27 protein-coding genes are annotated in these 22,781 nt (G+C 68.5%); 9 read left to right on the forward strand and 18 right to left on the reverse strand.

Annotated elements, in window-relative coordinates:
* Positions 1 to 79: 79 nt before the first annotated feature.
* From ABZ345_RS38820 to ABZ345_RS38835, 4 genes are all read right to left on the reverse strand, one after another.
* Positions 80 to 478, reverse strand: a complete 399-nt coding sequence (locus ABZ345_RS38820; protein ID WP_359860024.1) for a GntR family transcriptional regulator — start codon at positions 476 to 478, stop codon at positions 80 to 82.
* Between the two features lie 45 nt (positions 479 to 523).
* On the reverse strand, positions 524 to 1,522 hold the full coding sequence (locus ABZ345_RS38825) for an ABC transporter permease subunit (RefSeq protein WP_359859947.1): 999 nt from the start codon (positions 1,520 to 1,522) through the stop codon (positions 524 to 526).
* The gene (locus tag ABZ345_RS38830; protein WP_359859948.1) at positions 1,519 to 2,265 is read right to left on the reverse strand and encodes an ABC transporter ATP-binding protein; all 747 of its coding nucleotides are present in this window, start codon (positions 2,263 to 2,265) and stop codon (positions 1,519 to 1,521) included. Before ABZ345_RS38830 ends, ABZ345_RS38825 begins: the two co-directional genes overlap by 4 nt.
* A 118-nt stretch (positions 2,266 to 2,383) precedes the next feature.
* Positions 2,384 to 3,289, reverse strand: a complete 906-nt coding sequence (locus ABZ345_RS38835; RefSeq protein ID WP_359859949.1) for a phosphotransferase — start codon at positions 3,287 to 3,289, stop codon at positions 2,384 to 2,386.
* Between the two features lie 71 nt (positions 3,290 to 3,360).
* Between ABZ345_RS38835 and ABZ345_RS38840 the strand changes: the two genes are divergently transcribed.
* Genes ABZ345_RS38840 through ABZ345_RS38850 form a run of 3 tightly spaced genes read left to right on the forward strand, consistent with a single transcriptional unit; the run spans position 3,361 to position 5,730 of the window.
* Positions 3,361 to 3,936, forward strand: a complete 576-nt coding sequence (locus ABZ345_RS38840; RefSeq protein WP_359859950.1) for a sigma-70 family RNA polymerase sigma factor — start codon at positions 3,361 to 3,363, stop codon at positions 3,934 to 3,936.
* Positions 3,933 to 4,772, forward strand: coding sequence for a hypothetical protein (locus ABZ345_RS38845; protein ID WP_359859951.1), 840 nt, complete (start codon positions 3,933 to 3,935; stop codon positions 4,770 to 4,772). Before ABZ345_RS38840 ends, ABZ345_RS38845 begins: the two co-directional genes overlap by 4 nt.
* Before the next feature lie 43 nt (positions 4,773 to 4,815).
* Positions 4,816 to 5,730: an alpha/beta hydrolase gene (locus ABZ345_RS38850; RefSeq protein WP_359859952.1), complete on the forward strand. Its 915-nt coding sequence runs from the start codon at positions 4,816 to 4,818 to the stop codon at positions 5,728 to 5,730.
* On the opposite strand, the gene ABZ345_RS38855 is transcribed toward ABZ345_RS38850, so the two are convergent.
* Together ABZ345_RS38855 and ABZ345_RS38860 are read right to left on the reverse strand one after the other, a co-directional pair.
* Positions 5,640 to 6,110 carry a hypothetical protein gene (locus ABZ345_RS38855; protein WP_359859953.1) on the reverse strand — a complete coding sequence of 157 codons (471 nt, stop codon included), beginning with the start codon at positions 6,108 to 6,110 and terminating at the stop codon, positions 5,640 to 5,642. The two genes, ABZ345_RS38850 and ABZ345_RS38855, sit on opposite strands and share 91 nt — an antisense overlap.
* A gap of 83 nt (positions 6,111 to 6,193) precedes the next feature.
* Positions 6,194 to 7,750 (reverse strand): wax ester/triacylglycerol synthase family O-acyltransferase, encoded by a 1,557-nt coding sequence (locus tag ABZ345_RS38860; RefSeq protein WP_359860025.1) that lies wholly within the window; start codon positions 7,748 to 7,750, stop codon positions 6,194 to 6,196.
* Positions 7,751 to 7,972: 222 nt separating this feature from the next.
* On the opposite strand from ABZ345_RS38860, the gene ABZ345_RS38865 reads away from it, so the two are divergent.
* Positions 7,973 to 8,791: an alpha/beta fold hydrolase gene (locus ABZ345_RS38865; protein ID WP_359859954.1), complete on the forward strand. Its 819-nt coding sequence runs from the start codon at positions 7,973 to 7,975 to the stop codon at positions 8,789 to 8,791.
* Here the strand turns inward: ABZ345_RS38865 and ABZ345_RS38870 are convergent.
* Positions 8,788 to 9,546 carry a helix-turn-helix transcriptional regulator gene (locus ABZ345_RS38870; protein ID WP_359859955.1) on the reverse strand — a complete coding sequence of 253 codons (759 nt, stop codon included), beginning with the start codon at positions 9,544 to 9,546 and terminating at the stop codon, positions 8,788 to 8,790. The two genes, ABZ345_RS38865 and ABZ345_RS38870, sit on opposite strands and share 4 nt — an antisense overlap.
* Before the next feature lie 69 nt (positions 9,547 to 9,615).
* Here ABZ345_RS38870 and ABZ345_RS38875 point away from each other — a divergent pair, with 69 nt between their 5' ends.
* Positions 9,616 to 10,344, forward strand: coding sequence for an SDR family oxidoreductase (locus tag ABZ345_RS38875; protein WP_359859956.1), 729 nt, complete (start codon positions 9,616 to 9,618; stop codon positions 10,342 to 10,344).
* A gap of 16 nt (positions 10,345 to 10,360) precedes the next feature.
* On the opposite strand, the gene ABZ345_RS38880 is transcribed toward ABZ345_RS38875, so the two are convergent.
* Positions 10,361 to 11,743, reverse strand: coding sequence for a glycosyl hydrolase family 28 protein (locus tag ABZ345_RS38880; RefSeq protein ID WP_359859957.1), 1,383 nt, complete (start codon positions 11,741 to 11,743; stop codon positions 10,361 to 10,363).
* A 77-nt stretch (positions 11,744 to 11,820) separates the two neighbouring features.
* Positions 11,821 to 12,828: a helix-turn-helix domain-containing protein gene (locus ABZ345_RS38885; protein ID WP_359859958.1), complete on the reverse strand. Its 1,008-nt coding sequence runs from the start codon at positions 12,826 to 12,828 to the stop codon at positions 11,821 to 11,823.
* Positions 12,829 to 12,923: 95 nt separating this feature from the next.
* Between ABZ345_RS38885 and ABZ345_RS38890 the strand changes: the two genes are divergently transcribed.
* Together ABZ345_RS38890 and ABZ345_RS38895 are read left to right on the forward strand one after the other, a co-directional pair.
* The gene (locus tag ABZ345_RS38890) at positions 12,924 to 13,802 is read left to right on the forward strand and encodes an alpha/beta hydrolase (protein ID WP_359859959.1); all 879 of its coding nucleotides are present in this window, start codon (positions 12,924 to 12,926) and stop codon (positions 13,800 to 13,802) included.
* The gene (locus ABZ345_RS38895; RefSeq protein ID WP_359859960.1) at positions 13,799 to 14,755 is read left to right on the forward strand and encodes a serine hydrolase domain-containing protein; all 957 of its coding nucleotides are present in this window, start codon (positions 13,799 to 13,801) and stop codon (positions 14,753 to 14,755) included. The genes ABZ345_RS38890 and ABZ345_RS38895 overlap by 4 nt, the downstream gene beginning before the upstream one ends.
* On the opposite strand, the gene ABZ345_RS38900 is transcribed toward ABZ345_RS38895, so the two are convergent.
* Together ABZ345_RS38900 and ABZ345_RS38905 are read right to left on the reverse strand one after the other, a co-directional pair.
* Positions 14,731 to 15,648 (reverse strand): hypothetical protein, encoded by a 918-nt coding sequence (locus ABZ345_RS38900; protein WP_359859961.1) that lies wholly within the window; start codon positions 15,646 to 15,648, stop codon positions 14,731 to 14,733. The genes ABZ345_RS38895 and ABZ345_RS38900 overlap by 25 nt on opposite strands.
* A gap of 11 nt (positions 15,649 to 15,659) precedes the next feature.
* Positions 15,660 to 16,628 (reverse strand): DUF2332 family protein, encoded by a 969-nt coding sequence (locus ABZ345_RS38905; protein ID WP_359859962.1) that lies wholly within the window; start codon positions 16,626 to 16,628, stop codon positions 15,660 to 15,662.
* 103 nt (positions 16,629 to 16,731) lie between these two features.
* Here ABZ345_RS38905 and ABZ345_RS38910 point away from each other — a divergent pair, with 103 nt between their 5' ends.
* Entirely contained in the window at positions 16,732 to 17,490 is a 759-nt protein-coding gene (locus ABZ345_RS38910; RefSeq protein ID WP_359859963.1) for an enoyl-CoA hydratase-related protein, read from the forward strand.
* 2 nt (positions 17,491 to 17,492) lie between these two features.
* Positions 17,493 to 18,593: a pentapeptide repeat-containing protein gene (locus tag ABZ345_RS38915; RefSeq protein WP_359859964.1), complete on the forward strand. Its 1,101-nt coding sequence runs from the start codon at positions 17,493 to 17,495 to the stop codon at positions 18,591 to 18,593.
* Here the strand turns inward: ABZ345_RS38915 and ABZ345_RS38920 are convergent.
* The 7 genes from ABZ345_RS38920 to ABZ345_RS38950 form a co-directional block, all read right to left on the reverse strand.
* Complete coding sequence (locus ABZ345_RS38920; RefSeq protein WP_359860026.1) at positions 18,590 to 19,189, reverse strand: MBL fold metallo-hydrolase; 600 nt, start codon at positions 19,187 to 19,189, stop codon at positions 18,590 to 18,592. The genes ABZ345_RS38915 and ABZ345_RS38920 overlap by 4 nt on opposite strands.
* On the reverse strand, positions 19,186 to 20,274 hold the full coding sequence (locus ABZ345_RS38925) for an S-(hydroxymethyl)mycothiol dehydrogenase (protein ID WP_359859965.1): 1,089 nt from the start codon (positions 20,272 to 20,274) through the stop codon (positions 19,186 to 19,188). The genes ABZ345_RS38920 and ABZ345_RS38925 overlap by 4 nt, the downstream gene beginning before the upstream one ends.
* A 13-nt stretch (positions 20,275 to 20,287) precedes the next feature.
* Complete coding sequence (locus tag ABZ345_RS38930) at positions 20,288 to 20,806, reverse strand: VOC family protein (RefSeq protein WP_359859966.1); 519 nt, start codon at positions 20,804 to 20,806, stop codon at positions 20,288 to 20,290.
* A 49-nt stretch (positions 20,807 to 20,855) separates the two neighbouring features.
* Entirely contained in the window at positions 20,856 to 21,719 is an 864-nt protein-coding gene (locus tag ABZ345_RS38935; protein WP_359859967.1) for a hypothetical protein, read from the reverse strand.
* Positions 21,720 to 21,824: 105 nt separating this feature from the next.
* On the reverse strand, positions 21,825 to 22,094 hold the full coding sequence (locus ABZ345_RS38940; protein ID WP_359859968.1) for a DUF4235 domain-containing protein: 270 nt from the start codon (positions 22,092 to 22,094) through the stop codon (positions 21,825 to 21,827).
* A complete protein-coding gene (locus tag ABZ345_RS38945) occupies positions 22,091 to 22,378 on the reverse strand; it encodes a DUF3618 domain-containing protein (protein WP_359859969.1) in 288 nt (95 codons plus the stop codon). Before ABZ345_RS38945 ends, ABZ345_RS38940 begins: the two co-directional genes overlap by 4 nt.
* Positions 22,375 to 22,758 (reverse strand): phage holin family protein, encoded by a 384-nt coding sequence (locus ABZ345_RS38950; RefSeq protein ID WP_359859970.1) that lies wholly within the window; start codon positions 22,756 to 22,758, stop codon positions 22,375 to 22,377. Before ABZ345_RS38950 ends, ABZ345_RS38945 begins: the two co-directional genes overlap by 4 nt.
* Positions 22,759 to 22,781: the final 23 nt, after the last annotated feature.

Genomic DNA, 22,781 nt, shown 5'->3' on the forward strand with positions numbered 1-22,781 from the left:
ACGTCATCTGGGCGCTGCTGCGTGATGGCCGGGAGTTTCATCGCTCACCACAGCTCACGGCCCAGGCGGCTTGACACGATCATTGAGACTCCTCGGCGGGATAGCACTCGTCGCGGACCGCGAAGTACAGGGCATCGACGTCCTCGACGACGAGGCCGTCCTCGCGGGCGCGGCCCATCCAGCCCGCCAGTTCCTGCCGCAGCGGCGCGTCGTCGCCGGTGGTGGCCTCGGAGGACAGCGACTTGGTCACGAAGGTGCCCAGGCCGCGGCGGCCTTCCGCCAGCCCTTCCCGTTCGAGTTCGCGGTACGCCTTGAGCACGGTGTTGGGGTTGACGGCGGTCGCCTCCACCACCTCCCGCGCTGAGGGCAGCCGGTCGCCGGGGTTCAGCAGTCCCAGTCGCATGGCCTGCTTGACCTGCTGGACGATCTGGACGTAGGTGGAGACCCCGGAGCGCCGGTCGATCCGGAACTCGATCACGTCGGCCAGCATAGGTGCTCCCGCAGTTCAGGGTCTCCACCACGGTCAGCTCTGACGGCGCAGCGCCCAGGCGGTACCGATCAGCAACAGGACGGCGAGCGTGCCGAAGATCGCCGCGTCGGCGAGGTGCACCTGCCAGGCCTGGCTCGGCGGGATGACGTCGGCGAAGCGTTTGACGAGACCGGACTTCGGCAGGCAGGCCAGGAACTCCTGCTGCGACTCGGCCGTCCCCTGTCCTTGCGGCACGCTCTTGCAGGCCTCGGTCAGAGCGCTGACCTTGTCCGCGGGCACCGGGTGCCCGGCGGCGTCCAGATAGCCGTAGTCGATCACCAGGCTGACGTCCGTGTGCACGTTCAGTTCCTGGTCGGGCGTCACCTCCACGCGCTGCGCGGGAATCAGGCGGTCCACCAGGCCCGACAGGGCGAAGCGCGCGACGACGAACGCGCCGAGCCCCGCCGTCATCGCCACCAGGGTGCGGCGGGACATCACGCCGATGAAGGTGCCGAGGGCGAAGGCGAACAGCGCGTAGCCGGCCGGGGAGACGTGCCCGGTGCTGAAGTTCAGGGCGTTGAACGGACCGTTCACCAGCGGACCCAGCGTGCCGGCCGCGGACAGCCACCACGAGACCAGGAACTGGAGCACGACCAGCACGAGCAGCGCGGGAACCAGCGCGATGACCAGCTTGCTCGACATCCACCGGGTACGACTCACCGACTGGGTGAAGGCCAGCACGTGGGTGCCCTGTTCCAGCTCGCGGGCGAAGAGGGGAGCCCCGATGAAGACACCGATCAGGGCGGGACCGAAGGTGATCAACATCCGCCCCAGGTCCAACGGGTTCGCCCACGCCTCCGCGAAGCTCTTCGCCGCCCCCGGCGGTGCCGTGCACTGCTCGAGGGGCAGCGTGACGCAGCTGGTGAGCCGCGCCGAGGTGAGATCGCCGATCATGGTCGACCGCAGCAGGATGATGACGCCCGCGCCGACGACCAGCAGGCCGAGCAGGGTGATCAGTTGCGCGCGCTGCCGCCGCCAGGAGACCCAGATCATGCCGCTTCCTCCTGTGCCGCTTGGCGCATGCGATTAAGAGCCAGTTCGCCGAGCGGGGTGCCGTTGGCGCTGAGCTGGTTGACGTCTCCGGCCAAGAGGATCTGTCCTTTGTGGAGCAGGACCAGGTGGTCGCACACGCCTTCCAGCTCCGCCAGCACGTGCGAGGACAGCAGCACGGTGATGCCCTGAGTCCGCGCCTCGGTGATCAGTGCGCGCAGCACGGTCTCGCGGGCCAGCGGGTCCAGGTCGGCCAGCGGCTCGTCGAGCAGCAGCAGGCGCGGGCGCTTGCCCAATGCCAGCGCCAGAGCGACGCGGGTGCGCTGTCCGCCGGACAACGTGCCCACCACGGCGTTCATCGGCACCGCCGCCTGTCCGACCAGGTACTCGGCATAGCCCTGGTCCCAGGTCGGGTTGGTCCGGGCCCCGAACGTCAGCGTCTCGGTCACGGTGAACTGCTGGTACAGCGGCTTCTGCTGCGCCAGGTAGGACACGGCGGGGTGCAGGCCCTTGCCGGTCGGGCGGTCTCCGAAGACGGAGATCCACCCGGTCGTCGGGCGCAGCAACCCGGTGATCAGGCCCATCAGCGTGCTCTTGCCCGCGCCGTTCGGGCCGACGAGGGCCACGACCCGGTTCTTCGGGATCACCAGGGACGTCTCCCGCAGGGCCCACCCCCTGCGGTACTTCTTGCCCAAGCCCTCGGCGACGACCGGAAAACCCAGGTCAGGCTGCCTTTGCAAGGTCAAGACCATCTCCTCTCCGTGGTCGGCTTGCCGCCAAGGTAACACCTTTCACTAGTGAAGTAGTGAACTGGTGATCGTCGCCTCGTGCGAGCAACCTGTCGGCGAGATGTGGCTCCGGGCGCTAACAGAGCAGAACGCGTTCGATGTTCTGCTCGGCGATCTCCAGCATTGCGTCGCGGTGCGGGAAATCGCCGTCCAGCAACCGAAGCGGACCCTCCACGAGGGACAGGTACTGCGCGAGCCGGTAGAGGCTGAGCCGCGCCGGGTCCAGGCCCGGGACCGGCCGGTAGTGCGGGCCGAACCGCAGCTCCAGGAACACGTGCTCCCACTCGACGTCGAAGAACATCACGCCCTCGATGTCGATCAGCACCGGTCTGCCGTCGGCGACGAGCACGTGGTCCGGCCCCAGCTCGCCGTGGATCAGCCCGTACCGCTCGCGCGGCTCGATGACCGAATGTTGTTGGCGCAGCAGGGTTTCCAGGCGTTCTCGCTCGGCGGCGATGCGCGGAACCCGTTCACAACAGGCTTCTAGGTGCGCGAGGGCTCGTTTCAGCACGACGTCCGGCACCGGCGGCGCGTCCGCGGGCTGCAGCGCGCTCGGGCGGCCGTAGCGCGGGCTCAGACGCTGGTGCATGGCTCCGAGGTCATCCCACAACCGTTCGAGCGCCTCGGTGTCGTGGTCGAGGAGCTTCTCCAGGAACTCGCCGCCCAGGTCCTCGACGACGATCACGTCGCGGTCGACCAGCACGAGACGAGGCACGCACGCACCGGCCTCGGACAGCGTGGTGTGGGCGGTCAGGAACAGGTCGCGTCCGCTCGCGTTGCCGAACAACGGGTCGTACTCGTGCTCGGGCCAGTAGTCCTCGGATGCGCGCCACACATAGGCGATGCCCGTTGTGCCGTCGTCGAGCGTCATGCGGTAGACGCCCTTCTTGCTGCCACCGTGCAGACGAGCCACGTCGCGCAGTTCACGGCCGTACGCCGCCTGCGCGATGTCCGTCAGGTCAGCCACCCCCAGATGTGCCACGCTCCGCAACGTTAGGGAGGGGCACGTGAAACTGGTGCCAACACCGGACGGGCGGGCGGACACGAAGAGGCATGACGACCGAAGACCCTGACGACGGCGCGTTGTGGTCGCAGGCCGCCGGGGGCAGTGCGCATGCCTTCGGGGTGCTGTTCGACCGGCACGCCAAGGCGGTCTACAACCACTGCTTCCGGCTGACCGCCTCCTGGGCCGAGGCCGAGGACCACCTGCAGGCCACGTTCCTGGTGGCCTGGCGCAAGCGTGCCGAGGTGCGGCTGGAGCGCGAGTCCGCGTTGCCGTGGCTGCTCGCGGTGGCGACGAACGTGGTGCGCAACGAGCAGCGCTCGCTGGGCAGGCGGCTCAAGAACCTGCGGCGGGTGGGCGAGGAGCCCGCGATACCCGACCACGCGGACCTGGTGGTGGACCGGCTCGACGACCAGCGGCGGATGAACGAGCTGCTCGGTGCCGTGGCGAAGCTGCCGCGCAACGAACGTGAGGCGCTCGCGCTGTGCGTGTGGTCCCAGGTGTCCTACGCGGACGCCGCGGCGGTGCTCGGCATCACCGAGGGCAGCGTGCGGGCGAGGGTCAGCAAGGCCAAGTCGAAGCTCCAGCAGCAGCATGAGCTCGTGCACACCGGGGAGGACCGATGACCAGCATGCTTCCGCCCACTCGCGACCTGCCGCCCGGCCGTCACGCGCAGATCCGCGCCGAGCTCGAACGCGCGGCCGGCGGCCGCAAGACGAGCCGGCTCACCGTTCCGATCCTCGCCGCGGCGGCCTCGGTGCTCGCCGTCGCCGCGGGCATCGCGGTGCTGCGGCCGGACCCGTCGGAGCCGGCGCCGGCCGTCCAGATCACCACGTCACCGACATTGCCGGCGGCCCCCGACTTCGGCGTTTCGCAGGAGACGATCGCCGCGATCGAGGAAGGCTGCGCCAAGAGCGCCGGCGTCGGCAAGGCGACCCTGCACCAGCTGCGGCGCGAGGAGACCACGTGGGCGGTGCTCTACACCGAGAGGGAGGAGCTGACCTGCAGCATCGGGGTGGGCGGCATGGAGTACAACTCGAGCTTCGGCCAGACGAGCGTGCAGTACCTGCCTGGGCACTTCTCCGTCGACGGCCAGACCGCCAGCGCCGGTGGTGACGTGATGGGCAGGCCCGCGTACCTGGGCGTGCCGGGCAACCGGACGGTCGTCGGCCGGGTCGGTCCCAAGGTCGCGAAGGTGACGTACACGGTCGACGGCAAGACGGTCGAGGCCAAGATCGCCAACGGTACCTACGCCGCACGCATCTACTACCCGCCGACCTGGGGGATCGGGGAGCCGACGCCCGAGGTCGTGCGGGCCTACGACGAGAAGGGCGCGCCGCTCGGCGCCAGCACCGACCTCGAGACGACCTGCTACTACTCGCCGGACATGACGGTCGTCTACGGGACCCGCAAGCAGGAGAACGCCGACTGCAAGCCCGTGTCGCCGTGGCCTGGGCGCTAACGGCCGCTACCAACCGGTCGGTCCAACCGACATACTGGTTGGTATGACGACTGTGGCGAACTTCGGCGGCACCAGCCACTACGCGGACCTCGACGGGCCCGTGCACTGGGTCGACTTCGGCGGACCGGACGACGGACCGCGGATGGTCCTGGTGCACGGGCTCGGCGGCTCGCACCTGAACTGGGCGTTGCTGGCGCCGTTGCTCGCCCGGAAGGCCAGGGTCACGGCCGTCGACCTCGCCGGGCACGGCCTGACGAACCCCGAGGGCCGCAAGACCACGGTCCAGGCCAACGCGGGGCTGCTCGGCCGGTTCCTCCGGGAGGTCGTCGGCGAGCCGGTGATCCTGGTCGGCAACTCGATGGGCGGGATGATCTCCCTGTTCCACACCGCCTACAACCCCGACCTGGTCAGGGGCCTGGTGCTGGTCGACCCGGCACTGCCGATGGTGTTCGGGACGCGGCCGGACCCGACGATGCTGAGCACGTTCTTCATGTACTCGGTGCCGCGGCTGGGCGAGCGGTTCCTGGCCAAGGCGAGGACGGTGCCCGCGCGCCGGCAGGTCGAACGCCTGCTGGAGCTGGTCTGCGCGGACCCCTCCGGCATCCCCGAGGAGCTCAAGCAGGCGTCCGAGCACCTCATCGGCGAGCGCGCCAAGGTCGACGGGCTGGACACGGCGTTCCTCGCGGCCGCGCGCAGCACCGTGTTCACCACGTCCAAGCGCGGCGCCTACTTCGCGGCGATGTCCAAGGTGCGCGTGCCCGTGTTCCTGATGAGCGGCGACCAGGACCGGCTGGTCAACGTCGCCGCCGCCCGATACGCCGCCCGCAGGCACCCGCACTGGCGCTACGACGAGTACGCGGGCGTCGGTCACGTGCCCCAGATGGAGATCCCCGAGGTCGTGTCGGAACGGGTCCTGGCCTGGATGGACGCCAACCGCTTGAGCACGTCGGCGAGCTGACCGAGCGTGAGCCGCTCCCGCAGCACGGGGGCGGCTCCGGTCAGCACGAAGTGGTCATCGAGCTGCTCGACGCCGGTCAGCTGGATGCCGCGCGGGAGCTCCGGCACGGCGAACACGCGCGCCGGAAGCCACTTGTGCAATCGCACGTGCAGTTCCGTGCCGACCAACCGGACGGTCAGCGGCAACCAACTGAGGCGTTGCAACTCCGGGATGTCGGAGAACTCCACCTCGACCCGGAACTCGACCGGCGACGACACCAGCGTCGCGGGCGGGTTCACGTGGACGTCGCGGCACACGACGGTCGCGCGGCGAGCACGCCAGCGCGACCATCGCACGTTCTCCAGCTCGATGCGGACGTCGTCGACCTGGCCGAGCGCCACACCGAGGGCGCCCAGCCGTGCGTCGAGTCCTACTACGGTCAGGTGCAGGTCGTGCGCACCCGCCTGAACCGTCAGATCGTGTCTCAGGCCGTCGTCTCCGGCTTCACACCGTTGGTCGCCGCCTTGGCGGTCGGCTTCACCGAACGCGGCTTGGGAGCGGGCTTCGCAGCAGCGGGCTTCGCAGCACCGGTCTTCACGGCAGCAGGCTTCACGGCAGCGGGCTTGACCGCAACAGGCTTGGCGGCTTCGGCCTTCTCCTCGGCCTCGGCGGCGAGCGTCACCAGCTCGTCGAACCCGGCGCGGATGCCGTCGGCCAGCAGCTGCACGTCCGGCACGCCGTCGAAGTCGGCGTTGATGCCGAACGTGAACTTGTCCAGGTAGGAGAAGATGCCGACGGTGATCCGGATCGTCGAGGCGACCGGCACGTACGGGAACATCTCCACCAGCGGGCGGCCGAGCATGTAGAGCGGGATGCGCGGGCCGGGCACGTTCGTGGTGACGGTCTGCAGGATCTGCTGCGGGAAGCGCATCGCGGTGCGCGAGCCCAGTGCCATCAACGTCGGCGCGGCGAAGTTCGACAGGTTCGTGATCACGTCGGCACCGGCGGCCTGACGGGAGCTCTTCAGGTCGTCCATCTGTGCGCGGATCGACGCGAGGCGCTTCACCGGGTCGGCCTCGCCCACGGGCAGGTTGACGAGCACGGCGCTGACGCGGTTGTTCAGCTCGTTGTGCTGGTCGGACTTGCGCATCGACACGGGAACCATGGTCCGCACGACCATGCCCTCGGTCAGCTCGCCGCGCTTCTCCAGCAGGTCCCGGAAACCACGCGTGATCGCGGTCAGGATGACGTCGTTGACCGTGCCACCGGCGACCGAACGGACCTTCTTGATCTCGGCGAGGTTCGCGCGCGCCCACACCCAGCGGCGGTGAGGCCCGATAGGACCGTTCAACGACGTCGCCGCACGCGTCACCAGACGCCGCGCGGTCCCGGGAAGAGACCCGAGAACGGTCTTGCCGAAGTCGAGGATCTCGTTGAGCGACCGCATGTTCCGCGCGAGAGCGGGCAACGCGGAGAGGTGCTGGACGGGCGTCACCACGGCGTCGCGCACCCCGTCGACCACCAGGTCGAGCGTCGAGGGCGTCGGCGCGGGCTTCCACTCCTTCGGCTCCGGCAGCGCGGTCTCCTGCTTGAAGTCCAGCAGGAGCTGCAGCATGTCCGAACCGGACACTCCGTCGATCATGCAGTGGTGGACTTTGGAGATGATGGCCCAGCGACCGCCCTCGAGACCCTCGACGAGCCAGGCCTCCCACAGCGGCTTCTTGTCGTCGAGCTTCTGCGCGAAGATCCGGCCCGCGAGGTTGCGCAGCTGGTCCTCACCGCCCGGCGTGGGCACCGCTGTGTGCCGCACGTGGTAGAGGATGTTGAAGTGGTCGTCGTCGACCCAGACCGGACGGCCGACGTGGAACGGCAGGGCCTTCACCTTCTGCCGATAGCGCGGCACCTGGTCCAGCCGTGACACGAAGAGGCGGATCACGTCGCCGTATGACGGCGCCGGGCCGTCGAAAACCAGGACCGAGCCGACGTGCATCGGCACGTTCTCGTCCTCGATGAAGTAGAAGCCTGCGTCCAAAGAGCTCATCCGATCCACTCGAAAAATGGTAGAGGAGCTTTCCGTCTGAATCGACGTCCATGCAGGTGAGAGGCAGTGCACACGTGTGAGGTTGCCAACGTGTTACCTGGACGTGGCGAATCGAGACTCGAAAGTACTGGCGAAAAGATCGTTCACGAAACATCATGGACTCACTGGGCAACGAGGCCTGGGGACGCCGGCTCGGGGTTGTCGACGTGTGGGGAGGCTCCTATGTCTGCCGTACCTTCAGACGAGTTCTTCGAAGTTCCTGTTGTGTCTCCCCTCCACCTCGTCAGAGGAAGCGCGCCGGGACTGTTCTGGTACCTCACCGAGCCGACCCGCTGCGCCCTGGACGTCGGCGAGTTCGTCGCCACCAGGTCGATGCTGCGGGGCGCCTCAGCCGGTGACGGCCACCCGGTTCTCGTGTTTCCCGGTCTCGGAGCCGCGGACTCGTCCACGGTGATGCTGCGCCGTTTCCTGTCCGGTTTGGGCTATCAGGTCAACCCCTGGGGCCTGGGCCGCAACATCGGCCCGACGCGCCGCGCGGTCGACGGCATGCACGCGTTGGTGAAGAAGGTTTCCGACGCTTACGGCGGCCCTGTCTCGATCGTGGGCTGGTCGCTCGGCGGGATCTTCGCGCGCGAGATGGCGCGCGACCACCCGCACCGCGTGCGCCAGGTGATCACGATGGGCTCGCCGTACAACATGTCGGATCCCGTGCAGTCACGGGCGATGCCGGCGTTCGCGCTGTTCTCGCGGCTGCACATCCCGAAGGACGAGTTCCCGCCGCTGGAGTCGACCAGGCCGCCGATCCCGGTGCCCGCCACGTCGATCTACTCCAAGACGGACGGGATCGTCTCGTGGGAGTCGTGCATCGAAGAACCCGGCGCGCGGCGGGAGAACGTCCAGGTGTCGTCGTCACACCTGGGATATGGCTTCAACTCCACCGTTCTGTGGGTGGTGGCTGACCGGCTGGCGCAGGCGGAGGGCACGTGGGCGCCCTTCGCCGCGCCGCCCGGAATGGCCCGGCTCTACCCGCGGGCCGCCTAGCAGGGCTTCGGGTCGGCGTAGATCACCAGCGTCTGCCCTGGCTGCTCGGCGAGGTGGAACGCCGTGTACGCGTAGTCGACGGCGCCGAGTCTCTGGTGCCGCAAGCGTTTCCGGCCGCTGTGCTGGGCCTGCACGTCGTGGTGGGGCCACCAGGAGCGCATCTCCTGGCTGGCCTCGTGCAGCTCGTTGATCAGGCGGGTGAACCTCGCGTCGCCGGGGTACCGGCCGGTGAGCGTGCGCAGCCGGGCGAGCAGGGCGCGTGCCTCCGGTTCCCAGTCGATCACGACGTGCCGTGCCCGGGGATCGGTGAACGTCCAGCGCACGAAGTTCGGGTGTTCTCCCTGGAGCACCGGGAAAAGCTCTGCCGCCGCCTCGTTGTGCGCCAGCACGTCGTAGGTCGGTCCGATGATGTACGCGGGATTCGGTTGCAACAGGCCGGGCACGGCGGCCACCTCGGCGGGCAGCGTCTCTTCGGCCTCGTCCGCCGGTGCACGCCCGGCGAGCCGGAACAGATGGTCCTTTTCGGACGGATCGAGCGCGAGCGCGGCGGCGATCGCGCCGAGCACCTGGTCGGACGCCTGCACGTCCCTGCCCTGTTCGAGGTAGGTGTACCAGGTGGCGCTGATCCCGGCGAGGACCGCGAGCTCCTCCCGGCGCAGTCCCGGTGTGCGGCGCCTGCCGGTACTCGGCAGGCCTGCTTCGGCAGGGGTGATCCGCTCCCGGCGGCTGCGCAGGAACGCGCCCAGTTCGCTCATGCCGGGTACCTCCAGTTCCAGGATAAAGCGGCTCTGGATACCAGGGTAAAGGCAGCGCAGGCTGGGGTCATGTCAGGAATCGAAGGCAAGGTCGTGGCCATCACCGGTGCGAGCAGTGGGATCGGGGAGGCGACGGCGCTGCTGCTCGCGGAACGGGGCGCACGGCTCGTGCTCGGCGCACGCAGGGAGGATCGCCTCGGGGATCTTGTGGCCAAGCTCGGGGGTGAGGCCGTGTACGCGCGCACCGACGTGACGCGGCGGGAAGATCTGCAGGCGCTGGTCGCACTGGCCCAGGAACGGTTCGGCCGGCTCGACGTGCTGGTGAGCAACGCGGGGGTCGGACCGATCTCGCCGCTGGACGACCTGCGGGTCGACGAGTGGGACGAGATGGTGGACGTCAACATCAAGGGCGTGCTGCACGGCATCGCGGCCGCGCTGCCGGTGTTCCGGGCGCAGCTGGCCGGTCACTTCGTCACCACCGCCTCCACGGCCGCGTTCACGGTGGTGCCGGCCATGGCGGTGTACGCGGGCACCAAGGTCGCCGTGCGGTCGATCTGCGAGGGCCTGCGCCAGGAGTCCGGTGGTGCTTTCCGGGTGACGACGGTGTTTCCCGGGTTCGTGCACACGGACTTCGCGGAGGCGTCGAGCAATCCCGAGGTACGGGCGCGGATCGCGGGCATGCGGGACCAGATCGCGATCTCCCCGGACGCGATCGCCCGCGCCGTCGCGTTCGCACTGGAGCAGCCGGCCGACGTCGACGTGAACGAGATCGCCGTGCGGCCGGCTGCCCAGAGCTGAGCTACCCAGAGCTGAGTCACTTCGTCATCGGTTTGCCGTTCGCCGTGACGTTGGTGAACTTCAGGCCGTCGACGTTCTTGACGGTGTTGGTGGTGGAGCTGACGGTGAACTTGGAGTCCTTCAGCTCCAGCCCCTTCACGTGTTCCTGCGAGAGGCCGGACACGTCGAGGACCTTGGAGGCCTTGGTGCTGCTGCAGTTCGAGATGAAGAACGGGCCGAACTTCGGCACGTTGTTGCCCGTCTGCGAGTTGTAGGTCGTTGTCACGTAGACGAACGCGCGCTCGAACACGCCGGACACGCTGTCCAGGTTGATGTTCTGCGAGAAGCCGCCGCGCTTGGTGTTCGACTTGACGTACAGCGCGAACTTGGTGGCACCGACGCAGTTCAGCTTGTAGCCGTAGACGTTGCGGATGCCTCCGGTCTGCTCGGAGCCGCACGTGATGGCGCCCCAGTTGCCGTTCATGCGGCAGTTGACGACGACGAGGTTCTGGCACGGTACGTTGACCCGCCTGCCGTCCTCGTCGCGGCCCGACTTGATGGCCACGTTGTCGTCGTGGGCGCCGAGGTCGCTGTTGGCGATCACGATGTGGTCGCACGACTCCGGGTCGCACGCGTCGGTGTTGCTCGAGGCCGTCGACGGGTCGGTGTGCACGTCGTCGACGGTCACGTTCTTGCAGAGCGTGGGGTGGATCTGCCAGAACTTCGGGTTCTTCAGCGTGACGCCCTGGATCAGCACGGTGTCGCAGGAGTAGGGCTCGATGAACGTCGAGCGCATGTTCTTGCCGGATCCGGGCACCACGCGCTTCTCGGGCGGGGTTCCCTTGGCCACCAACGACTCCAGGTAGGAGCGGTCGCTGCCCTTGTTCCACGAACCGGTCGCGGCCGAGTCGAGCGTGCCCTTGCCGGTCAGCGCGATGTTGGTCTGCTGGTAGGCGTAGACCATGGGGGAGCGGTTCATGCACTCGATGCCCTCGTAGCGCGTGAGCACCGTCGGGAACTTCGAGGCGTCGCCGGAGAACTTGATCAGCACGCCGTCCTCGAGGTGGAAGTCGACGTTGCTCAGGAGGTGGATCGCGCCCGTGACGTACGTGCCCTTGGGGACGATCACGTGGCCGCCGCCGGCCGCGTTGCAGGCCGCGATGGCCTTCTTGAACGCTTCGGTGTTGTCGGTCTTGTTGTCACCCTTGGCGCCGTACGCGGTCGCGTCGAAGTTCTTGTCGGGGAACGACGGGAGCTTCGTGTTCTGCACGATCTCGTTGGCCGCGGGCCAGGGCAGTTCGGGAACCGCCGCTGAGAGCGCGACCGGCGCCGCGAGCGCGGTGCGCGCCAGCACCGGTGTGGCGATCGCCGCCACGACGGAGGCTTTCATCAGCAGTCGACGGTTGATCCTGCCGTCCATTCGACGTCCTCTTCCACAGTGAAGGCAACGTTGGGCGGCGGCGTTTCAGAAACGACTGTAAACGTTTGCGAGGCGGCTCACAACAGCCGGTGGGCGGCGAGCGCCAGACGGACACGTCCGACGTCTGACACGTCGAGGACCTTGCCGATCTGGTCGAGACGGCGGGAGACGCTGCTGTGGTGCAGGTGGAGGAGGTCGGCGGCGCGGCGGAGTGAGCCGGTGGTGCAGTAGGCGTCCAACGTTTCGAGGTCGTCAGCGGAGAGCGCCGCGATGGCGGCGACGTCGGCGTTCGCGCGCAGGACCGCTTCGGGGAGGTGGGCGAGCAGGGCCAGCGCCCCGAGGTCGGGGTGGCGGACGACGGGGGTGCGGGCGGTGGTGAAGCGGAGGGCGATCAGGGCCTCGCTCCAGGCGCGGGAGGGATGGGGATCGGCGCCCAGGCCCGCCCGGACGCCGGAAGGGAAGCCGGTCAGGTTCGTGGCGAGCAGGACGCCGACACCGGTCGCCGGGAGCATCGGCGCGGCCTTCACCAGATGCGAAGGGCACACCGCGGCCGCTACCCGGTCCAGCGGGAGCTCCGATCTGACCGCCGCGACCAGCACCGGCCGATCAGACGCGAAACCCAGCAGCCGCAACGCCCGTGCGCGCCCTGCCTCGTCGCTGTCGGCGCTGATCACCAGCTCGACCAGCGCGGGATCGGCCATGGTGGTGCGCGCGGGGCCGTAGCGTTCGACGACGGCGGCGACGGCGAGAGCGAGCCGGTCGAGCACCACCTCGTCCAGCGGGTTGGCTGTTTCGACGCGTTCCAGCCAGACCTCGCCGATCTCCTCGTCGTCGAGCGTGATCGGACTCCTCGACGACGGCAGTCGTGCCTCAACGGCTTCGGTGCCGGCGGGTGACATCCGGATCACCTTGCCGGTGCTGTGCAGCCGGATGCCCGCGACGCACTCCGCCAGTCCGGCCGAAGCCCGTGCCAGCGCCGGGAGATCGACGCGGCGGCGCATCAGGGTGTCGTAGAACATCACGACGCGGATCGCGCCCTCGACGTGCGAGTCGAGGTGCGACAGCCGGGTCGCCAACGCCTCCATGCCGACGACGATAGCGACGATCGGCGCGTGACCGGACCTGATTGCGCGACGCGCGTCGGCTGAAGCGCGGCCCGGAACTCGTGAGGATGAACGGCATGGATCCCGAGTTGGAAGCGTTCATCCCGTTCTTCCCGAAAGCCGACCTGACCGACGTCGAGAAGGAGCGCCAGGTCCTCGCCGAGCTGGCGGCGGGCATCCCGGCGGAGACCGAGGGCATGGAGGTCGAGGACCTGCTGGTGCCCGGCGACCCCGATGTCCCGATCAGGGTCTACCGGCCGCACGACGCGCACGGCACGGTCGTCTGGATGCACGGCGGTGGCTGGTGCATGGGCGACGTGGTGACCGAGCACCCGTGGGCGTCTCGCGTCGCGGCGCGCTCGCGGGCGACGGTGATCTCGGTGGGCTACCGGCTCGCACCGGAGAACCCGTTCCCGGCCGCGCTCGACGACGCCTGGACGGTGCTGCGGTGGGCGCACGAGAACGCCGCCGACCCGGACCTGGTCGCGGTCGCCGGGCACAGCGCGGGCGGTGGGCTGGCGGCGGCGCTGGCGTTGAGGAGCCGTGACGAGCAGGGGCCGCCGATCCGGTTCCAGCTGCTGCACCAGCCGGGGCTCGACGACCGGCTGACCACGTGGTCGGCGCGGCACTTCACCGAGACGCCCTGGTACAACCGCGCCAAGGCCGGGCAGGCGTGGGCGCACTACCTGGGCGGGCGGCCCGCGACGCCGTACGCGGCACCCGCGCGCGCCGAGGACCTGTCGGACCTGCCGCCCGCCTACATCGCGAGCGCCGAGTTCTGCCCGAACCGTGACGAGAACATCGCCTACGCGCTGCGGCTCCTGCAGTCGGACGTCCAGGTCGAGCTGCACCAGTGGCCCGGCACGTTCCACGGCTCGCAGGCGTTGCTGTCCGCGGACGTGTCGCAACGCCAGTTCGCCGAGATCGGTGCCGTGCTGAGGAGGGCGCTGACGTGAAGGCCGAGCTGGAGGAGATCCACCGGGCCGGAGTTCCCGGTGTGTGGGCGGAGGTGCGGGACGGCCGCGGGGTGTGGCGTGGCGCCGCCGGGGAGGCCGCGCCGGACATGCGGCACCGCGTCGGCAGCGTGACCAAGACGTTCACGGCCGCCGCGATCATGCTGCTGGTGGAACGCGGAAGGCTCCAGCTCGACACACCGGTCCACGGGGACGCCACGGTCCGGATGCTGCTGAACATGACCAGCGGCCTCGCGGACTACCGGTTCCTGGCGTTTCCGTCGCTGCTGGAGGGTTCGGCTCAAAGCCTGGACGACAACCAGTTCCGGCACTTCTACCCGCGCGAGCTGATCAAGCTCGGCGTCGACGCGCCCGCTGTCCCGCCCGGCACCTACTCCAACACCGGATATCTGTTGCTGGGCAGGCTCATCGAGAAGATCACCGGCATGACGGCCGAGCGGTGGATCACCCGGAACGTCATCGACCGCGCCGGGCTGCGCAACACGATGTTTCCGACCGGCACGAGGATCGAGGGGCCGCACGCGCGGATGTTCGAGGCGCTGTTCGGGCTGATCGACCCGCCGCGCGACTACAGCGTTTACGACATGTCGTGGGTCGGCGTGGCGGCGTCGCTGATCTCGACGATGGAGGACCTCAACAGCTTCTTCGCGCAGCTGCTCGACGGCAAGATCGTGTCGCGGGAGTCGTTGGCTCTAATGCAGCAGACCGGTCCGGTGGTCGCGTTCGACGGCTCGACGGTCGACTACGGGCTCGGGCTGCACAGGCTGGGGGCCTTCTGGGGGCACGACGGGTCCGTGTGGGGTGCGGGCACGTGGTCGTTCCACAGCACGGACGGCGAGCGACAGGTGTCGCTCGCCGTCACCCTTCAGCGCTGGAACAGTGCTGCGATCGACGAGGCTGTGGCGGCGTTTCAGCGGAAAGCGTTGCGGGTGTAGGTCAGGCTGAAGCTGCCCTTGTCGGAGAAGTACCTGTCGACGAGCAACGCCGGGTCCGTTGCCATGAAGCCCTTGTAGATCGGGCCGTCGTCGTGGTCGTCCCAGCCCCAGGGCGCGTTGGCGGCGTTGTCCTTGCCGTTGTCACCGCGGAACGTGCCGAACGACGCGAACGTCTCGGAGTTGTTGCGGCGCGCCCACATCCCGTTCGCCGCGAGCGTGTCCACCAGGCGGTAGCCGACGGTCCGGTCGTTGCCGCTGGACGGGACCTCACCGGTGGCGGCCGGGTAGTAGACGACGCCGTCGCCACCGGGGAAGTTGTTTCCGTCCCAGCGGTAGAGCCCGTGTCCCTTGGCTTCCTGGCGGGTCGTGGGACGGCCGTTGTTGAGCAGCAGCGTGCCGTCCACGGACTCGGCGCCGCTCCGGAACGACGACCCGGCGGGCACGTAGGAATAGAAGTCGCTGTGCGCCACCGTGACCGCGGCTTCGAGCCTGCCGAGACCGCCGTCCTTGCGCACGGTCAGCAGCACACCCTCCAGGTCGTTCTCGTGCGTCCTGGTGCCGAACGGGTCCGGCTCGTCGTCCCAGTCGCGCGGGTGGAAGAAGCTGTAGACGAGGAACCAGTGCGTCGACGTCTCGACCACCGAGTAGTAGGCGGCACCGGTGAGCCTGTTGAGCTGGACCTGGTTCTCCCAGTTGTTCAGCGCGTTCCAGTCACCGTCGAAGTCCACAGTGGACAGATAGTCGGCGTCGTAGTCGGAGGAGTCCGTGTCCTGGAAGTGGACCGGCGCCCAGTGGAACGCCAGGTCGTAGTCCGAGACGGCGGCGTGAGCGGGCGTGGTGAGGGTGCTCGTGAAGAATGCGGCGGCCAGCAGGGTGGCGCGGATCGGTTTCACGGCGCCGGACACTAACTGTAAATGGTGACTGTCAGCCGGGGGTTTGAGCGAAAATCGATCGACTCGTAGGCAACGCGCGCGAGAGGCATCGACCCCGCTGCGGCCGTCAGGGTCGTCTCGATCTCGTTGCGCTCGTCCTCGGTCAGGTACGCCCAGAACGAGCTGTGCCAGATCACCGTGTACGTGCCGCGCTCGTCGGGCGGCACGAGGGTCTCGCGCAGCCACCGCCCGGCCGGTGACCGGGCTACCTTCACGCCGACCTTGGCGGCGACCTCGATGGCGTCGTCGAGGTCCCAGCGCAGCGAGTCGTGCTCTGGCGGGATGAACGAGTGCAGGATCATCGCGTGCTTGGGATCGGACGGGTCGCGCGGCTGCAGGTCACAGCCCGCGCGGTCGACGATCTCGAGCTCGGGCGGGCGTGGTCCGGCGGCGGCCAGGCGCACGGGCGAGTCCTTCTCGCCCCACTCCCAGCCGAGGCCGAACCAGCGGTAGCGGTCCAGGATCAGGTTGAGTCCCGCGCAGGCGCCCAGTTCCAGGAGTCTCACCTTGGGCGCGCCGATCATGGTCAGGCCCCGCAGGAGGAACCCGGCGGTCTTCGGCTGGTGCTGCTGGACCGTGCGGTCGAGCGCGGCCAGGATCTCACCCGCGTTCTCGACGATCGCCCGCCTCGCCGCGAGCCACGCCAGCAGCGCCGTGGAGTCGGACTCGCCGGCCATCGCGGCGGCGTGCGCGCTGGCGAACCGCTGGCTCAGCTCCGGCGCCTTTCCTGACAGCATCAGGAGTCTTACCCCCGCGAGCGCCTGGATTCCGAACAGCGGGCTGTGCACGGCGCTGTGCGAGCAGAGCAGGTCGGCCACTGGGCCGCCGCGGTCGAGCTCGCTGGCGAGTTCCGAGAGGATGCGCGCGGAGACCGGCGCACTGGTGCGCAACCGCACCGCGAACGTGCGCAGGGTGGAGGCGCCGATGCCAGCCGCGGTCACGCGTCCCTCCCTTCTTCGGCAAGGGACTTTACAAGGGCGTGAACGCATTGTTCCCATCTGAGACCGGGCGTGGCGCCAGAAGGCTCTGGGTATCGTGCGGCACGTGAGCGAGTTCCTGGAGCTGTCCGCGGCCGGTCCGGTCGCGACGTTGACGATCAACCGGCCGGCCAAGCGCAACGCGATGAGCTACGAGATGTGGTCCGCGCTGCCCGGGTTGATGGAGCGCGTTTCCGCAGATGAGAGCATCCGGGTGCTCGTGATCCGGGGTGGCTCGCACTTCTCCGCCGGTGCCGACATCGCCGAGTTCTCGACGCTTCGGCGGGGTGCCGCGGGCGCCGCTCACTACGGCGAGGCGGTGCACAACGGGGAACGCGCCATCGCCCGGTTGGACAAGCCGACGATTGCCGCGATTTCCGGTTTCTGTGTCGGCGGTGGGTGCGAGATCGCCCTCGCTTGCGACATTCGGGTGGCGTCTTCGGACGCGCGATTCGGCATCACGCCCGCGAAACTCGGCATCGTTTACAACTTCACGTCCACCAAGGCGCTCGTCGACGCGGTCGGGCCGGCGTGGGCGAAGCAGATCCTGTTCTCGGCGGATTTGATCGACGCCGACGTGGCGTTGCGGATCGGTCTGGTCAACGAGGTCGTCGAGTCATTGGACGCTCGGGTGAAGGAACTGTCCGAACAGATCGCGGGGCGTGCGCGGGTATCGGTGCGGGGCGCCAAGAAGATCATCAACTCGATCACGGACGGCGGGCACGAGGACGACTTCGTCCGGGCGCTGTACGCGGAGGCCGCCTCCAGTGCCGACTACGAGGAGGGCGTGTCGGCGTTCCTGGAGAAGCGGCCCCCCAGGTTCTAGGGATGACTTCGTCGCGGGAGCCGTTGCAACCGATGCCGCGCAAGGTGATCGCGCTGGTGGCGGCCGCGATCGCGGTGTTCACCGTCGTGCTGGTGGCCGCGCTGTGGTGGGGCGGCACGGCCGGGTTGTCGGGCAAGGAACTCGTGACGGCCCGGCTGGACGCGTTGCGCACCGGGTTGAGCATCGGACTCGGCGGTGGCGGTCTGTTCGCGCTGTACCTGGCGTGGCGGCGGCGGCACGCCACCGAGGTCGGGTTGGTGCACGCGGAACGGGTTGCCGTGGCTACGGAGAAGGACGCCGCCGACCGCCGTGTCACCGAGTTGTACGCCAAGTCCAGCGAGCAGCTCGGGTCGGACAAGGCGCCGGTGCGGCTGGCTGGGATCTACGCGCTGGAACGCTTGGCGCAAGAGGTCCCGGAGCAACGCCAGACCATCGTGAACCTGCTGTGCGCCTACCTGCGGATGCCGTACGCGCCGCCGGATGACGAGACTGATGACGATCACCGCGAGCGGGTGCAGGAGCGCGAGGTCCGCCGCACCGCTCAGCAGGTCCTCGCCGCCCACCTGCGGCCCAAGGACGAGGCGGCGTTCTGGGGCGAGGCGGTGGAGGTGAACCTCGGCGGGGCCACGCTGATCGACGCGGACTTCAGCGACTGCCGCTTCGGTTCGGCCAGCTTCCGCATGGCGACGTTCGTCGACGTCGCCTACTTCGCCAGGGCCGAGTTCACCGGTGAGGCGAGGTTCGTGGCCGCGAAGTTCGAGACCCTCGCGAGCTTCACCGCCGTCCAGTTCGAGGGACCCGCGCTCTTCACGGGTGCCACGTTCCACTCGGTCGGCTTCAGGGGTTGCAGGTTCGGTGGCTTGGCGCAGTTCATGGACGCGAAGTTCCGCACATACGGGCCGGGGTTTGTCGGTGAGTTCGCCGACGTCGTCTTCGAAAAGTTCGTGACCTTCCAGGGCGCGCAGTTCGACGGACGCGTGGACTTCGGTGGTGCCCGAGTCTCAACCGGCGATGCGCACGCCCGCTCGATCTGGCCCGACGACTGGGCTGTCGGCGAGGACGGGGCGTTCGCAGAGCGACCGGTTGAGACCTCGAGCGACTAGAACACCTCTGCGGCAATCGTCGTGTCCGGGCCGTGGCCCGTGTGCACCACGGTGTCGCCGGGGAGTTCGAACAGCTTCTCCCTGATCGACCGCTCGATCGTCGGCCGGTCCGAGAACGACCGGCCGGTCGCGCCCGGTCCGCCCTGGAACAGCGTGTCGCCGGTGAACACCGCGCCCAGCGACGGCACGTAGAAGCACACGGCACCAGGCGAATGCCCAGGCGTGTGCAGCACGTGGATCTCTTCGCCCGCAACGGTGAGCACCTGGCCGTCCTGCAAGGCCTGGTGCGGGATCACGCCCGTGTGGGTCAGCGACCAGACGATGTGGTCGTCCTGGTGCAGAGCCATGGGCGCGTTGGTCGCGTGGGCGAGATCGGGCGCGACGCGGACGTGGTCGTCATGGGCGTGCGTCAGCAGGATCGCCGTGACTTTCCGGCCGTCCACGACCTTGAGGATCTCGTCCACGTCGTGCGGGGCATCAATCACCACGCACTCCTTGGCGTCGCCGATGACCCAGACGTTGTTGTCCACGTCGAAGGTCTCGCCGTCCAGCGAGAAAGTGCCGGACGTGATGGTGTGATCGACACGAAGCATCAGAACACCACGACCGATCGCAGCACGTCGCCGTGGTGCATCTTCTCGAAGGCGGCTTCCACGCCGTCCAGGGCGATCTCCTCGCTCACGAAGGCGTCCAGGTCGAAGCGGCCCTGCTGGTACAGGTCGACGAGCATCGGGAAGTCGCGGGTGGGCAGGCAGTCGCCGTACCACGAGGACTTCAGCGAGCCGCCGCGCGAGAAGAAGTCGATCAACGGCATGTCCAGGCGCATGTCCGGTGTCGGAACTCCTACCAGGACAACGGTTCCGGCCAGGTCGCGGGCGTAGAAGGCCTGCTTCCAGGTCTCCGGGCGGCCCACCGCGTCGATCACCACGTCGGCGCCGAACGAGTCGGTCAGGTCCTGGATCGCCGTGACGACGTCGTCGACCTCGCGGGCGTTGACGGTGTGGGTGGCGCCGAAACCCTTGGCCCACTCCAGTTTCCGCGGGTCGGTGTCGACGGCGATGATCTTCGCGGCGCCGGCGATGCGGGCGCCCGCGATGGCACCGTCACCCACGCCGCCGCAGCCGATCACGGCCACCGAGTCACCACGACTGACGCCACCTGTGTTCATCGCGGCACCGACGCCGGCCATCACGCCGCAGCCCAGCAGGCCGACCGCCGCCGCGCGGGCAGACGGGTCGACCTTCGTGCACTGTCCTGAGTGGACCAGAGTCTTCTCGGCGAACGCGCCGATGCCCAGCGCGGGCGACAGTTTGGTGCCGTCGGCCAAGGTCATGGGCTGCGAGGCGTTGAACGTCGAGAAGCAGTACCAGGGCTTGCCGCGGCGGCACGCACGGCAGGTGCCGCACACCGCGCGCCAGTTCAGCACGACGAAGTCGCCGGGCGCCAGGTCGGTCACGCCCTCGCCGACCGACTCCACCACGCCCGCGGCCTCGTGGCCCAGCAGGAACGGGAAGTCGTCGTTGATGCCGCCCTCGCGGTAGTGCAGGTCGGTGTGGCAGACGCCGCACGCCTGGACCTTCACCACGGCCTCACCGGGACCGGGGTCGGGAACGAGCACAGTGGTCAGTTCGACCGGCTGGCCTTTCCCTCTGGCGACAACACCCTTGACCTCTTGCGCCACGCTGCGACTCCGTTCACTTGATCAGGGTCGTGCCCTCGAACTCGCCGAGTTCCTCCCGGTAGAACTCAATCCCTACACCGTTGGGGTCGCGGATGTACAGGCTGTCCTCGACGCCGCGGTCGGGGCCCAGGTACTCGATCCCGCCGTCGTCCAGCTTGCCCTTGATCTCCTCGAACCGCTCGGGCGAGATGGACAGCGCCAGGTGCTGAACGGCGCCGATCGTCTCCATGAACGCCGGGTGGTCGTGGCCCGGGAAGTCGAAGAACCCCAGCAGGTTCTTGTTGCCGAGGTCGAAGAAGAAGTGGCTCGAGCCGCGGTAGTCGCGGTTCTCGACGAGCTCCACCAGGGGGAAGCCGAGGAACTCCTGGTAGAACTTGATGGTCTCCTCGACGTCCTTGCAGATCAACGCGATGTGGTGGACGCCCTGAGTTGGCGAGCCGCCTCGCTGGTCGAGCGGCTTCACGTACTGTTCGCGCAGCTCGTCGCGCTTGGACCTGATCGCGTCGAGTTCGGCACCCTCTGGCTGTGGCATGTCGGAGAGAATAGTTGAGAATTCAAGCGATCGCAGGGGTCGGAAGGCCTCAGCCCGCGACGCCCTCGAACTCCACGACGCGATCTTCCTGAAGCAGCGTGGCCTGCAGATAAGCCACGCACGTCTCGCGGTCCAAACGCGTGTCGCAGTCGAACCGCGCCAAGGAAAGATCACCCGGTTGCCGCGCGTACGCCTTCAGGGTCGTGATGTCGTGCAGGCCGAATCCGTCGTCGATTCCCCAGTTCGCGAGGTTGGCCGCGCTCATCAGCTCCTCGGCGTCGTCCAGCGAGGGGGCCGTGAAGAAAAGCCTGCCGTGCACGTAGACGCCGCGTGCGCCGCTCGGTGCGATGAGCGTGACCGGCGTGCCCGTGCGGCAGGCGAGGAAGTGGAACGCGATCCCGCCGCCGAGTGACCCGACCACCGTCGCCGCGGGCAGGCCGCTCCACGTGACCGGTCGTTTCGCGAACGCCTCCGCCTGGCCCAGCAGGAACTCGCGGTAGGTCTGCGGGTTGAGGTCCTGCAGGTAGTTCCACATCCGGAAGACGTGGTGGTAACCGAGCTTTCCGGCGAGCTCCAGCGCCGCCCGGAACGCGAGCCGTCCCGCGTAGGTGTGTTCGTCGCACGGGGGGATCCGGCCGGCGCAGAACAGGTACTCGCCGTCGTGCGCGTAAGTGATCGCCTTGTGCTCACCCGACTCGACGCCTCGCGAGCTCGTCCAGACCTCGGCGAAACCGCGCCGGTCGTCCTCGGCCAGGTGCACGGTCAGTTCCGGATGCCCGTCGCGCAGCACCGGGTTGAACGACGTGCCGGCGAACCGCACGACGCCCAGCCGGGAGCGGGACGGGTCGTCCGGAACCGAGGACAGCGGCTCGAACCTCGAGGACAGCGCGCGAGCCCGCAACTGACGAGTCATCACTGGCCCTTTCGCAGGCAACCGGGCCAGATTAAGTCGCGAAACGATTGGTGTGTACCTTTGCGTCTCGATAGGGCCGTTTCGCGGGAGCGGTCCCAGAGGCGCTCAATCCTCTTCGTCGCCGGGCCATTTACCCGTCAGCTTCTGAAATCCCTTGGCGCCACCGCGGTCGATGGCGGCTTTCACCAGGCCGAAGATGGCTCCCTGCAGCGCGGCGGCCAGCAGGACCTCGCGCCAGCCGCGGTTCCGCATCGTCGCGCTGGGTGCTTCTTCGTCACCCGCCACGACTTTCCACACTTGACCAAAGATCGCGGTTGCGAGGAACCCTCCCAACGCGCCGAGCAACATTCCCAGTGGGCGGTACAGGAACTTCATCCATTCCTCCTGGAAATTTTCCAGATCACGAGCACCAGCGTGATGAGCACCGCCGCGATCGCGGCGGGATGCCGGCGAGCCTTCTCGACCTGCGCGGCCACCGGCTCGGGCAGCGAGTCGATCGCCTCGTTGGTGGCGACGGTCATCCTGACCTTGGTCTCGTGCGCCTGCTCCTTGACGCGACCGGGCACGTCGACCTTGTGCGCCAACGCTTCCACGGTCTCGCCCAGCTCACGCCGGGTGCGTTCGACGTCGCGCTGCAGCTCTTCCCTCGGATCGCTCATCGGTGCGCGTGCTCCTTGATCGTCGCGATGTCCTGCTGGACGTTCTCCACCACCTGCAACGGCGGCGCGGCCCGCCGGACCTGGCTGCGTCCCATGAGCGCCGCGATGCCCGCGACGAGCAAAAGGGCGGCCGCGACGATCAGTGCGGCCGCCCACGGAGGTACTACGAGACTGAGGGCGAGGATGATGCCCGCGACGACGCTGAGCCCACCCCACCACGCGAACACGCCGGCCGCGCCGAACATCCCGGCGCCGACACCGGCGTGCTTGCCCTTGTCCTTGAGCTCAGCGACCGCGAGACGAATCTCGTCGCGCGCGAGCCTGCTCACCTGCTCGGACAGCTGGCTCACCAGCTGTGCGGTCGACGTGTCGGTGTTCATGCACGTCAGGTACCCACAGCCCG

The organism is Lentzea sp. NPDC005914 (assembly GCF_040629405.1).
GTDB lineage: Bacteria > Actinomycetota > Actinomycetes > Mycobacteriales > Pseudonocardiaceae > Lentzea.